Raw genomic sequence first — 14685 nt, 5'->3', positions numbered from 1 at the left:
GGTGTTTAAACAACTCAGCCAGGGATTGACCAGCCTCGGGCTTGACTTGTCCGAGGCGCAACAGCAGCTATTGCTGCAATATTTAAAACTCCTTTCCCACTGGAACAAGGCCTACAACCTTACCGCTGTTCGCGATGAGCAAGCGATGGTAACGCGGCACCTTTTAGACAGTCTTGCGGTGCTTCCTCACTTACAGGTGCAGCGTTTTATCGACGTTGGTACAGGTGCTGGTTTACCCGGAATACCTTTGGCCATAGCCTTACCCGATTCTCATTTCACGTTGCTGGACAGTAACGGAAAAAAGACCCGTTTTCTGGTGCACGCTTCAAATGAATTAGGTCTTGGTAACGTGGACGTCATTAAATCAAGAGTTGCTGAGTTTGTTCCGGATCGAGCCTATGATGCCGTTTTATCCCGAGCCTTTGCATCCCTCGATGATATGATATCGGGCTGTCAGCATCTGTTGGTTCCTGGAGGGGAGTTTCTTGCCATGAAGGGGCAACGTCCCGATGATGAGCTGCAGCGCATAGGATCTGGCGCGTTTGAGATATCAATGATTGATTTACAGGTGCCCGGATTGTCAGAGGACCGCTGTCTGTTGCGGATACAATCTAAAACGGAACAATAGCAGCGATGAACATAACTACCTGGATTAACGAGAGAGCACTAAATTGGCTCGCATAATTGCTATTGCCAACCAGAAAGGAGGTGTTGGTAAAACCACCACCTGCGTTAACCTGGCTGCTTCCCTGGCGGCTATGCGAAAACGGGTTCTTCTTGTGGATCTCGATCCTCAGGGTAACGCCAGTATGGGTAGTGGCGTCGACAAGTATTCTCTTGAGCGCAGTAGTTATGATGTTTTAGTAGGCGCCTGTAGCGTTGAGGAAGCTATGCAACCCGCCGCTGAGGGTGGTTTTAGTGTTCTTCCAGCGAACGGCGATGTGACAGCGGCCGAAGTTGAGCTCATACAAGCGGATGGTCGTGAAAGGCGTCTACGCACTGCTCTGGGGCTGGTTCAGTCCAACTTCGATTACATACTCATTGATTGTCCACCTTCTCTGAACTTGTTGACGCTAAATGGTTTGGTTGCTGCCGACGGTGTGATTATCGCGATGCAGTGTGAGTATTTTGCCCTGGAAGGTCTTTCGGCACTTCTGGACACCGTAGAGCAGGTGAAATCCAGCGTTAATGTCGGGCTAGAGGTAGAGGGTATTTTGCGTACTATGTACGACCCCAGGAACAGCCTGACCAATGCGGTGTCCGGTCAGCTCCATGAGCACTTTGGCGACAAGGTTTATCGAACGGTCATTCCTCGCAACGTTCGCCTGGCCGAAGCGCCGAGTCACGGCGTACCGGCGATGCATTACGATAAATATTCACGGGGTTCTCGCGCTTACATGGCCCTTGCGGGCGAGATGATCCGTCGTGAGGAACGTCTTCTTTCATCTGACAATGGTTCGGGAGCGTAGTTATGGCGGCTAAACGACGCAGTCTTGGCAAAGGGCTTGATGCGCTTTTGGCCGGCAGTCAGCGTCCCGAAGCGGCGCCTCTTGCCGAAGCAAGCAGCAATGAAAAAGGGCTCCTTCAGGAGCTACCCGTGGATCTGATAGAGCGTGGCCAGTACCAACCGAGGCGTGACTTTGATCCTGTAGCCCTTCAAGAGCTTGCTGACAGCATTAAGGCGCAAGGTGTTATGCAGCCCATCGTCGTCAGACCCATTGCTAACGAGCGTTTTGAGATCATCGCGGGCGAGCGCCGCTGGCGTGCTGTGCAACAGGCCGGACTTGATAGCATTCCCGTCTTAATCCGAAACGTTTCTGATGAGGCGACCATCGCCATGTCGCTCATCGAAAATATTCAAAGAGAAGACCTCAACCCCATTGAAGAGGCCTATGCGCTGGAACGTTTGCAGAATGAATTTGAGATGACCCAGCAGCAGGTCGCCGATGCTGTGGGTAAGTCACGCTCAGCCGTCGCAAACCTTCTTCGACTGACGTCTTTGCAACCAGATGTGCGTGTCTTGCTTGAGCACGGCGACCTCGATATGGGACATGCCCGTTGTTTGTTGACTCTTGATGCCGAGCAACAGGTACAGATCGCCAGGCGTGTTGTTGCCAAAGGTTTGTCGGTTCGTCAGGCCGAAGCACTCGTTCGTAGCCTCCAAAGCGATAAACCAAAGCCAGAACCAAAGGCATTGGACCCCAATATCCGCAGTCTTCAGGACGAACTGTCGCAAAAACTGGGCAGTAAGGTGAGCATTCAGCACAGCGCCAGTGGTAAGGGCACTTTGGTAGTCAAGTACGGTAGTCTCGATGAGCTTGACGGCATTCTGACCCATCTAAAATAAGAAAAGTTTTCGCTACTAGATGTAGTTCTTATCGATAAGCGCTGATCTAGATGTAGTGTTTTTCCCATACATCGAGTTTTTTAAGCAATTCTGGACCTGGCTTGGTGATTTCCCGCTTAACGGCTTATTTCGCAAGTCGATGTGACATAAGGGTTTTTTCAGAAAACACGGGCCCCCTTCGCTTGAATGCGATAGGTATAACTTCTATAATGCGCGCCGCCCAAATCAGGACGTACGTTTAGTGGCGCAAGAAAGGGTGGGTGAAAAGGCTGTTCAGGCCGCGCGTAAGACGCCCCTTAGGCCGCACTACCTGCGGACGACCCTCTTCCAGGTGATATTGCTGTTTATTTTGGCGCCAATTACCTTTTTGGTGGCCGGACTACCCAGCGCGGTGTCTCTGGCTTGCGGCGCGATGTGCGCGATGCTGCCCCAGGCTTACTTTGCAGTTCGGATTACTGCAGCAGCCAGGCAAAGCGCGCGACAAGCAGCCCGGCTGGGTTTATCAGCCGAAGTAGGAAAGCTGGTATTAAGCGCAGTAGCATTCGCGCTGGTATTTGCGGTTTTGAAACCCAGCTACCCGGGTCTGGTATTTGCGGGGTTTGGATTGTTTTGGGTTGTACAGATAGTAGATGGTGTTCGTCTCTTGGTTGCCTCTAATAATGGCAACAGCAAAACAAGATAACGGCGACAACTAAACGAAAGTCATAGGAAGAGCGCAGGGCAAGGATACAGATGGCAGGCGAATCTCAGACAATTTCCGACTATATCGTCCACCACCTGACGAATCTTACCTACGGAAAACTTCCTGGTGGTTACCATCGTCATGATGGCAGCACAGTGCAGGAAGGCGGTGTCTGGACTATGGCTCATGGCGGCGAAGAAGCATCTGCTATGGGTTTCAACGCTATCCATGTTGATTCCATGATTTGGTCTATTGGTCTCGGAATATTGTTCTGCTGGTTGTTTCGCAGTATTGCCAAAAAAGCTTCTTCAGATGTTCCCACCGGATTGACCAATGCCATAGAAATGGTCGTTGGTTTTGTCGACAACACGGTTAAAGACACTTTTCATGGCCGCAATCCTATGGTGGCTCCCTTAGCATTAACGATCTTTGTTTGGGTTTTTCTCATGAACCTCATGGATCTGTTACCCGTCGACCTTATTCCGCACACATTGATGTTGTTTGGTGTTGAGTACCAAAAAATTGTGCCGTCAACAGACCCCAATATCACTATGGGTATGGCGGTGGGCATCTTTATCCTGATGCTTTACTACTCCATTAAGGTGAAGGGCTTCGGATTTGTGAAAGAACTCACACTGAACCCGTTTAACCACCCTTTGTTTATCCCGGTGAACTTGTTTATGGAAGTGGTCGGTCTGCTGGCCAAGCCGTTCTCACTGGGCTTGCGACTTTTCGGCAACATGTATGCCGGTGAGATGATCTTTATTTTGATAGCTGCACTGTTCAGTGCCGGCGTTGCCTGGATGTTGCCGGCCGCGCTTATGCAGGTTGGTTGGGCGATCTTCCATATTTTGGTCATCACGCTGCAAGCTTTCATCTTTATGGTGCTGACTATCGTGTACCTGAGCATGGCCCACGAAGACCACTAAGAACCTGATTAAAACGAACCAATTAACACACGTACTTTTGTAACTTTCGATACTTTTAGACTTTAGGAGAAAACAATGGAACTGATCTACGTTGCTGCTGCAATCATGATGGGCCTTGGCGGTCTTGGTGCTGCGATTGGCGTAGGCCTTCTCGGCGGTAAGCTGATCGAAGGTTCTGCACGTCAGCCGGAGCTTGCTCCCAAGCTGCAAACTACCTTCTTCCTGGGTGCTGGCCTGGTAGACGCTATCCCCATTATTGGTGTTGGTATCGCTATGTTCCTGATCTTTGTTGTTGCACCTGGTGCAGCGGCTTAATACGCAGGATTACTTATCCCATGACGGCGCGCGCCGTCCGCGTGTTTTCGCAAGGAGCAGGTAGTGAATATTAACCTTACCCTCATCGGGCAAATGCTGGCATTTGTAGGCTTCGTCGTCTTCTGCATGAAGTACGTTTGGCCGCCTATTCTGGCAGCGATGCAGGAGCGTGAGCAGAAAATCTCTGAAGGTCTGGCTGCTGCCGATAAGGCAAGCCACGATCTTGATTTGGCCAAAGAGAAAGCTGTTGAACGCTTAAAAGAAGCCAAAGATGAAGCTGCAGGTATCGTTGACGCAGCTAATCGTAGAGCCACTCAAATCGTTGATGAAGCCAAAGATGCCGCTGTGGCAGAGGCAGATCGCGTGAAGGCGGCAGCGCAGGCTGAAATTGAACAAGAGAGTAACCGGGCACGAGAGCAACTTCGTAGTCAGGTCGCAGCGCTTTCTCTGGTAGGTGCAGAGAAGGTACTGGGCGCGAGCATAGACGCGTCGGCACACGCCGATATCGTCGATAAGCTCGCCGCAGAGCTGTAGGCCGGGTTTATGGCTGAGCTCAGTACTCTTGCGCGACCTTATGCCCGCGCAGCATTTGAATATGCCGGCACAGAGAACGCTCTCAATGAGTGGTTGACGGAGCTGCAGCTTATTTCAGCTGTGGTATCTGATGCTGCCGTCCAGGACCTTCTTGCTGACCCATCTCTGACCACCGAGAAGCAAGCGGATGCTTTTGTCGCCCTGATGGGTGATGAGTTGGGAGAAAGCCGCAAACGGTTTTTGCATGTGCTTGCGGAGAACCGTCGACTGGGCCTGGTGCCGAACATTTTGACGCAGTTTGCACAACTAAAAGCTCAACGCGAGCAAAGTGTCGACGTAGAGATGGTGTCGCCCTTTGAGGTGCCGGATGCGGTGAGAGACCGTATTGCGCAGGCCCTGGGTAAGCGTCTGGATCGCGAAGTGGTAGTGAGCACCAGTATCGACAGTAGTCTTTTGGGCGGCGTACTAATTCGCGCAGGCGACCTGGTTATTGATGGCAGTGTTCGGGGACGGCTGAACAAGCTGGCCGAAGCACTGACAAACTAGTTTTTGAGGAACAGATCATGCAGCAACTGAACCCATCTGAAATAAGCGATCTGATTCGCCAGCGAATCGATCAGCTGGACGTCAGCAGCGAAGCGCGAAACGTCGGCACGATTGTCTCCGTAACGGACGGCATTATCCGCATCCACGGTCTTACCGAAGTCATGTACGGCGAAATGATCGAGTTTGATGGTGGTGTCTATGGAATGGCACTGAACCTTGAGCGTGATTCTGTAGGTGCCGTTGTCCTCGGTGACTATAAAGGTTTGGCTGAAGGCCAGACTTGCCGCTGCACGGGTCGAATTTTGGAAGTCCCCGTAGGACCAGAGCTGCAGGGTCGTGTTGTTGACGCGCTCGGTACGCCTATCGATGGTAAGGGCCCTGTCAACGCGGCGGAAACTGACGCTCTCGAGAAGGTTGCCCCGGGTGTTATTGCCCGTCAGTCAGTTGATCAACCAGTACAGATTGGTCTCAAGGCGATTGATGCCATGGTTCCTATCGGTCGCGGTCAGCGGGAGCTGATCATTGGAGACCGCCAGATCGGTAAGACCGCAATTGCTGTCGACGCGATTATTAACCAGAAAGGCACGGGCATTAAGTGTGTCTACGTCGCCGTCGGTCAGAAGACGTCTTCGGTAGCAGCAGTTGTTCGCAAGCTTGAAGAACACGGCGCAATGGATCACACCATTGTCGTCGCCGCAAATGCATCGGATCCTGCGGCTATGCAGTATCTGGCACCCTTTGCAGGCTGCACCATGGGCGAGTACTACCGCGACCGCGGCGAAGATGCCCTGATTATTTACGATGACCTGAGTAAGCAAGCCGTAGCCTACCGTCAAATTTCTCTCCTCCTTCGTCGCCCACCGGGTCGTGAAGCTTATCCAGGGGACGTGTTCTATTTGCATTCACGTCTCTTGGAGCGCGCAGCCCGTGTAAATGCCGACTACGTAGAGAATTTCACGGACGGGGCTGTTAAGGGAAAAACTGGCTCACTGACCGCGTTGCCCGTCATTGAAACCCAGGCAGGGGATGTATCGGCCTTCGTACCGACCAACGTGATCTCCATTACCGATGGTCAGATCTTCCTCGAGACAGACATGTTTAACTCGGGCGTTCGTCCCGCGATGAACGCAGGTATTTCTGTATCGCGAGTGGGTGGTGCTGCTCAGACCAAGGTTATTAAAAAGCTGTCGGGTGGTATTCGTACGGCACTTGCACAGTATCGTGAGTTGGCGGCGTTCTCGCAGTTCGCTTCCGATCTCGATGATGCCACCAAGGCTCAGCTGGATCACGGGGAGCGTGTAACCGAGCTCATGAAGCAAAAGCAGTACTCGCCGCAGAGCATCGCGGAAATGGGTCTCGTCTTGTATGCCGCGAACGAAGGGCATTTGAAGGATGTAGAGGTCGAGAAGATCGGTGACTTCGAATCTGCTCTGCTGTCATACGCACACGCCGAGCATGGCGAGCTTATGCAGAAGGTTGTCGAGTCCGGTGATTACAACGACGAGATCGCGGGTACCTTCGAATCACTGATTCAGACCTTTAAGTCTACACAGACTTACTGAGTCCGGAGACGCATTAATGGCAGCCGGTAAAGAAATCCGCACCAAGATCACGAGTATTCAAAGTACTCAGAAGATCACCAGTGCTATGGAAATGGTCGCCGCGAGTAAAATGCGCAAGGCGCAGGACCGCATGGAAGTCGGCAAGCCCTACGCTCGCCGCATTCGTTCCGTTGTAGGCCACATCGCTAACTCGGCACCCGAGTATCGTCACGTATACATGGAAGAGCGCGAGATCAAACGCGTTGGCTTCATCATCGTCTCTACTGATCGAGGTCTGTGCGGCGGTCTGAACATGAATTTGTTCAAGGCCACTATTCGAGCGATGAAAGAGTGGGCCGATCAGGACATAGAGATCGATCTCTCTCTTGTAGGCAGCAAGGCGATTGCATTTTTCAACAGCTACGGCGGTAACGTAATAGCCGTAGCGCGCGACATCGGCGAAGAGCCGTCACTGGAAGACCTGATTGGTGGTGTAAAAACCATGCTCGATGCTTACGAAGAAGGCAAGATCGACCGCCTCTTCCTGGTGAGCAACGAGTTTGTGAACACGATGACTCAAACGCCGACGGTGGAGCAGATACTTCCACTGCAGGCAGAAGACAGTGAAGAAATGAAACATCACTGGGACTATATCTATGAGCCCGAGGCGCGCGACCTTTTGGAAGGTTTGCTAACTCGTTACATAGAGTCTCAGGTTTATCAGGCGGTTATCGAAAATGCCGCTTGTGAGCAAGCCGCCCGGATGTTGGCAATGAAGAACGCGACCGATAACGCTGGCGATCTCATTGACGAACTCCAGTTGATTTACAACAAGGCCCGCCAGGCTGCGATTACTCAAGAGCTTTCTGAGATCGTAAGTGGCGCGGCTGCTATCAGTTAAAGAGAAGAGGAACACACATGAGTAGCGGACGAGTCGTACAGATCATCGGCGCGGTAATCGACGTGGAATTTCCCCGCGATTCTGTGCCGCAGGTTTATGACGCGCTGAAGATCACAGAGAAAGACATTACTCTGGAAGTTCAGCAGCAGCTTGGTGATGGTGTGGTTCGCACGATTGCCATGGGTTCCTCCGAGGGCCTGTCCCGCGGACTGGATGTGGCTAACACAGGCGCACCCATTGCGGTTCCTGTCGGAGGCGAGACTCTGGGTCGCATTATGGACGTGCTTGGTAATCCTATCGATGAGCGCGGCCCTATCGGTGAGCAGGAGCGCGCATCTATTCACCGCGCTGCGCCTACTTACGAAGAGCTTTCAGCCTCTGATGACCTCCTCGAAACAGGTATCAAGGTAATCGACCTGGTTTGTCCCTTCGCCAAAGGCGGTAAGGTCGGACTCTTTGGTGGTGCGGGTGTTGGTAAGACCGTCAACATGATGGAGTTGATTAACAACATCGCTCTGCAGCACTCCGGACTGTCAGTATTTGCGGGTGTGGGTGAGCGTACTCGAGAAGGTAACGACTTCTACTACGAGATGCAGGAGTCCAAGGTTGTTGATATTGAGAACCCCTCAAACTCCAAGGTAGCGATGGTTTACGGCCAGATGAACGAGCCGCCCGGAAACCGCCTCCGTGTTGCCCTTACTGGTTTGACCATGGCAGAGAAGTTCCGTGACGAGGGCCGTGACGTTCTGCTGTTTATCGATAACATTTACCGTTACACCTTGGCGGGAACCGAAGTATCGGCACTGCTGGGACGTATGCCTTCAGCCGTGGGCTATCAGCCCACACTGGCTGAGGAAATGGGTGCTCTTCAGGAACGTATTACGTCCACAAAGACCGGTTCTATTACGTCAATCCAGGCGGTATACGTACCGGCCGATGACCTGACAGACCCATCGCCTGCCACGACCTTTGCGCACCTGGATTCCACCGTTGTACTGTCGCGAGACATTGCGGCGAAAGGTATTTACCCCGCGGTAGACCCTTTGGACTCCACGTCCCGTCAGCTGGACCCGCTCCTGATTGGTAACGAGCACTACGACGCTGCTCGTGGCGTCCAGAACGTTCTTCAGCGTTACAAAGAGCTCAAGGACATTATCGCTATTTTGGGTATGGACGAGCTGTCGGAGGACGACAAGCAAACTGTTGATCGTGCTCGTAAAATTGAGCGTTTTCTGTCACAGCCTTTCCACGTGGCGGAGATCTTCACCGGTGCTCCCGGAAAGTATGTGTCTTTGAAGGATACGATCTCTGGCTTTAACGCTATTCTGGCCGGCGAGTACGATCATCTGCCAGAGCAGGCGTTTTACATGGTTGGCAGCATCGACGAAGCCGTCGAGAAAGCCAAGAACCTGTAAATCGCCACTCGCTGAGAACCAGAGGTAGAAAGTATGGCCATGACTATCCATTGCGACATCGTCAGTGCTGAGGAAGAAATCTTCTCCGGTCTGATTGAGTCGCTGGTTGCAACCGGCGAAGTCGGCGAGCTGGGCGTCAACTACGGTCACGCGCCATTGCTGTCGTCCCTGATTCCAGGGCCTATTCGGATTACCCTGCAAAGTGGTGAAGAGCAGGTTTACTATGTGTCTGGCGGCTACCTTGAAGTACAGCCCGGCGTGGTATCGGTTCTCGCTGATACGGCCATGCGTGCTGACGATGTAGACGAAGCCGCGGCGGAAGAAGCCCGACGCGAAGCAGAACAGGCTCTGGCTAATCAAACAGGCGACTTTGATTATGGTCGAGCGTCTTCGCAGTTGGCAGAAGCGGCTGCACAGTTGGCTACGCTGCGTAAGATGCGTAACCGAGCGGGTCGTGGCAGCTAAGTCTCTTTGAAACGTTTACTCTGAAACCCCGGCAATGCCGGGGTTTTTGTTTCATGCCATGGTGGTTTTGATACTTCCCGGCATCAACGCCGATGTGTTGCTTAGCGGGTTTCGGATTTGGGGCGGCTACCGAGGTTGTGAACCAGTCGGTATTAGTCGCGTTGTAAAGCACCGGTCAGTCAGTACCATCGTATGCCTGATTATTGACTAAGGCCGGGTAACCGGGCTCTATTCCATGAAGCTTGAAGTCATCATTCTGGCCGCGGGTCAGGGAACGCGAATGCGCTCCGATCTCCCCAAAGTGCTGCATCCACTCGCGAATCGACCACTCCTAGCACACGTCCTCGATAGCGCGCGAAAGCTGTTGCCTGTGCGCATACATGTTGTCGTTGGGCATGGCTCAGAACGGGTTCGAGACGCTTTGGATGCTAAAGACCTGGTGTGGGTCATGCAGGAAGAGCAGCTGGGCACGGGCCACGCGGTTTTACAGGCCATGCCCGGAGTAGATGCTGACTCTACGGTGTTGGTTTTGTATGGGGACGTGCCCTTACTGCGCGCCACTACGCTGCAGGATTTGACAGATAACGCCCCTGCTTTGCTTACCGCAGACCTTGATGATCCTGACGGCTATGGCCGCGTACTGCGTGATAGCGGTGATCAGCTGTTGGGAGTGGTTGAGCATAAAGACGCGAGCGAAGAGCAGCGCGCCGTCACAGAAATTAATACCGGAGTGCTTGCCTATCCTGCCGCGCTGCTTAATGAGTATTTGCCGCGGGTGGGTAACGCGAACGCCCAGGGGGAGTATTACTTACCCGACATACTGTCTATGGCGGTCAGCGAGGGCCATTGCGTTGCCGCGCTGCGCGCCAATGACGCTAACGAGGTTATGGGCATCAATGATCGCGTGCAGCTTGCAGAGGCGGAGGCGGTCTATCGCCATAGAGCAGCCATCGATCTCATGATTGCGGGAGTCTCTCTTGTCGACCCCACCCGGATTGATGTTCGCGGTAGCTTGGAGTGTGGCCGAGATGTGTTTATCGACGTGAACTGCGTGTTCGAGGGCGAGGTCACCCTCGGTGCGGGTGTTCGCATAGGGCCTAACTGTGTGTTGTCCAACTGCGCTATCGGTGCCGGAAGTGAAATTCACGCCATGAGCCATATCGATGAGAGCGAAGTGGCTGCGGAGTGCTCTGTGGGTCCTTACGCGCGGTTGCGACCCGGTACGGTCCTCGCAAAAGGCGCGCGTATTGGAAACTTTGTCGAAACCAAAAAGTCGAAGATTGGTGAGGGCAGCAAAGTTAATCATCTGAGCTATGTCGGTGATGCGGAGCTGGGTGCGGGTGTCAACATCGGTGCGGGGACGATCACCTGCAATTACGACGGCGTTAACAAGTATAAGACTGCCTTGGGGGATGGCGTGTTCATTGGCTCAAACAGTACGTTGGTTGCCCCCTTGGACGTGGGCGATGGCGGTTTTGTGGCTGCCGGTTCTACGGTGACCCGGGACGTTCCCCAAAGCGCTTTGGGTGTGTCTCGAGCCAAACAGCGAAATATTGATGGTTGGCTAACACCCAAGCAACGAGCGGAAGAAGCCGAAAACGAAGGTCGAGGAGACTGATCCATGTGTGGAATTGTGGCTGCGACGGCGCGGCGTGAAGTATCAGAAATTCTCCTTGAGGGCCTCAGACGTTTGGAGTATCGCGGCTACGACTCTGCCGGGATGGCGTTGATTGATAACGAGCAGCGACTGCAGCTGCACAAGTATCAAGGCAAGGTGGCGGCCCTCGAAGAAGCACAAACACTAAACCCGATTCTGGGCTGTACTGGTATCGCGCATACGCGTTGGGCAACCCATGGTCAGCCATCGGCAGCCAACGCTCATCCGCATATTTCGGGGCAGCGGGTTGCCGTCGTGCACAATGGCATCATCGAAAATCACAAAGCCCTGCGCGACGAGCTATGCGACTCAGGCTATGACTTTGTTTCGGCCACCGACACCGAAGTGATTGTTCACTTGCTACACAGGGCAGTGAGTGAAGGGTCTACTTTACTTGAGGCTATGCGTTCTACGGTGGCGCGCCTTGAGGGCGCTTATGCGCTTGCGGCGATTGATACGAATAATCCAGAAGAGGTTGTCGCTGCACGTTCGGGTAGTCCCTTGGTGGTGGGTGTAGGTATTGGGGAGCATTTTTTAGCCTCGGATACCATGGCACTTCGCCAGGTGACGGATCGATTTATCTACCTGGAAGAAGGCGACCTCGTTGCTTGCAGTGCCGCGGGGCTTGCCATTTATGATGGCGAGGGCGAGCCCGTTCAGCGCGAGATGAAGCGAATTTCCGGTGATATCGAAGACGCCGATTTGGGCGATTTCGAGCACTATATGCTCAAGGAGATTTACGAGCAGCCGCATGCGTTAGCAGCGACCTTTGCAAAAGCCGCCGCAGAAAAAATTGACGACAGTGTGTTTGGCGAAGGCGCTGCAGAGGCCTTTGCCAAAACCAAAGCGGTGCAAATCGTTGCTTGCGGCACAAGTTATCACGCAGGCCTTGTGGCTCGTTACTGGCTCGAGGATATTGCGGGCATTCCCTGCCAGGTCGAGGTTGCTTCAGAGTTTCGGTATCGAAAGCGTGTTTCTCATCCAGGTACATTGCTGGTCACGATTTCACAAAGCGGTGAAACCGCTGACACCCTGGCGGCGCTTCGTCATGCGGCTCCCGATGAATTTATTGCGAGCCTTGTGATTGCAAACGTGGACAACAGTTCTCTGGTTCGAGAGAGCGATATGGCCTTTTTGACGCGCGCCGGTATTGAGATTGGCGTTGCGTCTACAAAAGCGTTTACCACTCAGCTCGTCGCCTTTTTGATGCTTGCCGTGGCGCTGGGTCGTCACCGTGGTTTAAGTTCAGAAAGGGAACAGCAACTCGTGTCTGGTCTTACGCAACTGCCAGATTTGGTTAAGCAGACCCTAAAAATTGACCCACAAATTGAAGCAATGTCTGCGTCCTTCATTCAGAAGCACCATGCTTTGTTTCTCGGTCGCGGTATTCAGTACCCCATCGCTATGGAAGGCGCGCTGAAGCTAAAGGAGATCTCCTATATTCACGCCGAGGCGTACCCCGCCGGTGAACTGAAGCACGGACCGCTGGCACTTGTTGATGCGGACATGCCCATTGTGGCGGTTGCTCCCAATGACGACCTGCTGGATAAGCTTAAGTCGAACCTGGAAGAAGTTCGCTCCCGCGGCGGTGAGTTGTATGTATTTGCAGATGTGGATGCAGGGTTCAAAGATGAGCCCGGCGTTCATGTGTTGGCTATGCCACATACGCCTGAGATACTGCAGCCGGTCATCTACACGGTGGCGTTACAGCTACTGTCTTACCACGTCGCACTGCAAAAAGGCACCGACGTAGATAAGCCCCGAAATCTGGCAAAGTCGGTGACTGTGGAGTAACACGCCCCGGGTATGCTCATCATGCGCCGTACGTTTTATGCATTGCTTACGGTGCTCTGTCTTGCCGGGTGCAGTGACCCGTCGCTTAACCCCCTTGCTAGCGATGCAAGGATTCTCGCTTTTGGCGACAGCCTAACTTATGGCACCGGCGCCGCCCCCCAGCATGCTTACCCGGCGATCCTTGAGGAACTCACAGGCATTAAGGTTACCAACGCGGGTGTTCCAGGCGAGCTGAGCGCCGAGGGTTTAATGCGTTTGCCCCGGGTCCTTGAAGAACACAAACCCCATCTGGTTGTGCTTGTGCATGGCGGTAACGATACCTTGCGCAACGTCTCCCCGAGCCTTACTCAGGCGAACCTTGTCTCAATGATCCAGGCAATTCGCAAAAGCGGAGCAGAAGTGATGATGCTCGGCGTACCCGGCCGAAACTTAACCCTGTCAGTGCCAAGCTACTACGAAGAAGTTGCCGATCGACTTGAGGTGCCCATGGATGACGCCGTTCTGCCGCGTCTCATGCGGGATCGGTCTGTAAAAAGCGACGCTGTGCATTTTAATAAGAGGGGTTACCGGATTATGGCAGCGGCCGTGGCGGAGTTATTGGAAGACAGTGGCGCAATTCTCTGACGGTCACTCTTAAAGAGTGCAGAAAAAAGGGACCGCGGGCCCCTTTGTGAAAACGACTATTCGCTCAGCGATCCTGGTGCGATCTGGCGTCCTCAGTCTTCTGCTTCGAACCATCGATAGCAAAGACCTGCTAACAGGGCTCCTCCTAGCGGAGCAAGCCAGAACAACCACAGCTGTGAGATCGCCCAACTTCCCTGAAACAACGCAACGCCTGTACTGCGAGCAGGATTTACCGACGTGTTTGTGATGGGAATGCTGATTAGATGGATTAACGTAAGTCCCAATCCAATCGCTATGGGTGCGAATCCCGCAGGCGCGCGCTGATCAGTGGCTCCCAAAATTATCATGAGGAACATAAAGGTCATGACCAGCTCTGTGACTAATGCCGCAGTCAAACTGTAGCCGCCCGGCGAGTGTTCTCCAAAGCCATTGGATGCAAAACCTGCCGTAACATCAAAACCTGCCTGCCCTGTCGCAATGACATACAGAATAGCCGCTCCGGCAATGCCACCGGCAACTTGCGCCGCTACGTAGGGCCCCAGCTCTGATAACGGAAACCTGCCTCCTGACCACAAACCGAGAGAGACCGCTGGATTGAGGTGACACCCGGAGATGTGTCCGATGGCGAAGGCCATGGTTAACACCGTGAGTCCAAAGGCCAGAGAAACGCCAAGACGGCCAATGCCCACATCAGGGAAAGCGGCCGCAAGTACGGCACTGCCGCAGCCCCCAAGAACCAGCCAGAAGGTACCGATAAACTCGGCGCCCAGTTTTTTAGTTAATGTCATGCGCTTCTCCGGTTACGGTTTATTGTTGAGTGCCTCTTCATTGTAGAACATCAGCTATGCTCTGGTTTAGTCATAAAGCCTGCGCTGCCTGGTCGCGAGTAAGCTTGTCGTAATGCACGCGACGGCCACTACATGCGACGGTCACTA

At 53.4% G+C, this 14685-nt stretch carries 16 protein-coding genes; 15 read left to right on the top strand and 1 reads right to left on the bottom strand.

All coding sequences use genetic code 11. The features are described 5' to 3' along the window. The first annotated feature begins 1 nt into the window (after position 1). From rsmG to ACTG39_RS05395, 15 genes are all read left to right on the top strand, one after another. A complete protein-coding gene (rsmG, locus tag ACTG39_RS05465) occupies positions 2-628 on the top strand; it encodes a 16S rRNA (guanine(527)-N(7))-methyltransferase RsmG (protein ID WP_439106529.1) in 627 nt (208 codons plus the stop codon). Positions 629-671: 43 nt separating this feature from the next. After that, the gene (locus ACTG39_RS05460; RefSeq protein ID WP_439106528.1) at positions 672-1469 is read left to right on the top strand and encodes a ParA family protein; all 798 of its coding nucleotides are present in this window, start codon (positions 672-674) and stop codon (positions 1467-1469) included. A 2-nt stretch (positions 1470-1471) separates the two neighbouring features. Then, the gene (locus tag ACTG39_RS05455; protein ID WP_439106527.1) at positions 1472-2347 is read left to right on the top strand and encodes a ParB/RepB/Spo0J family partition protein; all 876 of its coding nucleotides are present in this window, start codon (positions 1472-1474) and stop codon (positions 2345-2347) included. A 241-nt stretch (positions 2348-2588) separates the two neighbouring features. Further along, positions 2589-3029, top strand: a complete 441-nt coding sequence (locus ACTG39_RS05450; RefSeq protein ID WP_439106526.1) for an ATP synthase subunit I — start codon at positions 2589-2591, stop codon at positions 3027-3029. Between the two features lie 50 nt (positions 3030-3079). Next, on the top strand, positions 3080-3958 hold the full coding sequence (gene atpB / locus ACTG39_RS05445; protein WP_439106525.1) for a F0F1 ATP synthase subunit A: 879 nt from the start codon (positions 3080-3082) through the stop codon (positions 3956-3958). 75 nt (positions 3959-4033) lie between these two features. Then, positions 4034-4273 carry a F0F1 ATP synthase subunit C gene (gene atpE, locus ACTG39_RS05440; RefSeq protein ID WP_008293388.1) on the top strand — a complete coding sequence of 80 codons (240 nt, stop codon included), beginning with the start codon at positions 4034-4036 and terminating at the stop codon, positions 4271-4273. A 63-nt stretch (positions 4274-4336) separates the two neighbouring features. After that, positions 4337-4807 (top strand): F0F1 ATP synthase subunit B, encoded by a 471-nt coding sequence (locus ACTG39_RS05435; RefSeq protein WP_439106524.1) that lies wholly within the window; start codon positions 4337-4339, stop codon positions 4805-4807. A 9-nt stretch (positions 4808-4816) separates the two neighbouring features. Continuing rightward, positions 4817-5353 (top strand): F0F1 ATP synthase subunit delta, encoded by a 537-nt coding sequence (locus ACTG39_RS05430; RefSeq protein WP_439106523.1) that lies wholly within the window; start codon positions 4817-4819, stop codon positions 5351-5353. 17 nt (positions 5354-5370) lie between these two features. Then, positions 5371-6915, top strand: coding sequence for a F0F1 ATP synthase subunit alpha (atpA, locus tag ACTG39_RS05425; protein WP_439106522.1), 1545 nt, complete (start codon positions 5371-5373; stop codon positions 6913-6915). Positions 6916-6931: 16 nt separating this feature from the next. After that, entirely contained in the window at positions 6932-7795 is an 864-nt protein-coding gene (atpG, locus tag ACTG39_RS05420; protein ID WP_439106521.1) for a F0F1 ATP synthase subunit gamma, read from the top strand. 17 nt (positions 7796-7812) lie between these two features. Continuing rightward, a complete protein-coding gene (gene atpD / locus ACTG39_RS05415; RefSeq protein WP_439106520.1) occupies positions 7813-9210 on the top strand; it encodes a F0F1 ATP synthase subunit beta in 1398 nt (465 codons plus the stop codon). 33 nt (positions 9211-9243) lie between these two features. Then, on the top strand, positions 9244-9675 hold the full coding sequence (locus ACTG39_RS05410) for a F0F1 ATP synthase subunit epsilon (RefSeq protein WP_439106519.1): 432 nt from the start codon (positions 9244-9246) through the stop codon (positions 9673-9675). Between the two features lie 235 nt (positions 9676-9910). Further along, a complete protein-coding gene (gene glmU, locus ACTG39_RS05405) occupies positions 9911-11293 on the top strand; it encodes a bifunctional UDP-N-acetylglucosamine diphosphorylase/glucosamine-1-phosphate N-acetyltransferase GlmU (RefSeq protein ID WP_439106518.1) in 1383 nt (460 codons plus the stop codon). Between the two features lie 3 nt (positions 11294-11296). Next, complete coding sequence (gene glmS, locus ACTG39_RS05400) at positions 11297-13126, top strand: glutamine--fructose-6-phosphate transaminase (isomerizing) (protein WP_439106517.1); 1830 nt, start codon at positions 11297-11299, stop codon at positions 13124-13126. A 21-nt stretch (positions 13127-13147) separates the two neighbouring features. Then, positions 13148-13750, top strand: coding sequence for a GDSL-type esterase/lipase family protein (locus tag ACTG39_RS05395; RefSeq protein ID WP_439106516.1), 603 nt, complete (start codon positions 13148-13150; stop codon positions 13748-13750). A 92-nt stretch (positions 13751-13842) separates the two neighbouring features. Here the strand turns inward: ACTG39_RS05395 and aqpZ are convergent, their stop codons facing one another. Beyond that, positions 13843-14538: an aquaporin Z gene (aqpZ, locus tag ACTG39_RS05390; protein ID WP_439106515.1), complete on the bottom strand. Its 696-nt coding sequence runs from the start codon at positions 14536-14538 to the stop codon at positions 13843-13845. Between the last annotated feature and the right edge of the window lie 147 nt (positions 14539-14685).

It is taken from the genome of Congregibacter sp. (genome assembly GCF_965662665.1).
Lineage (GTDB): Bacteria > Pseudomonadota > Gammaproteobacteria > Pseudomonadales > Halieaceae > Congregibacter.
This window is presented reverse-complemented; position numbering and strand designations above follow the sequence as displayed.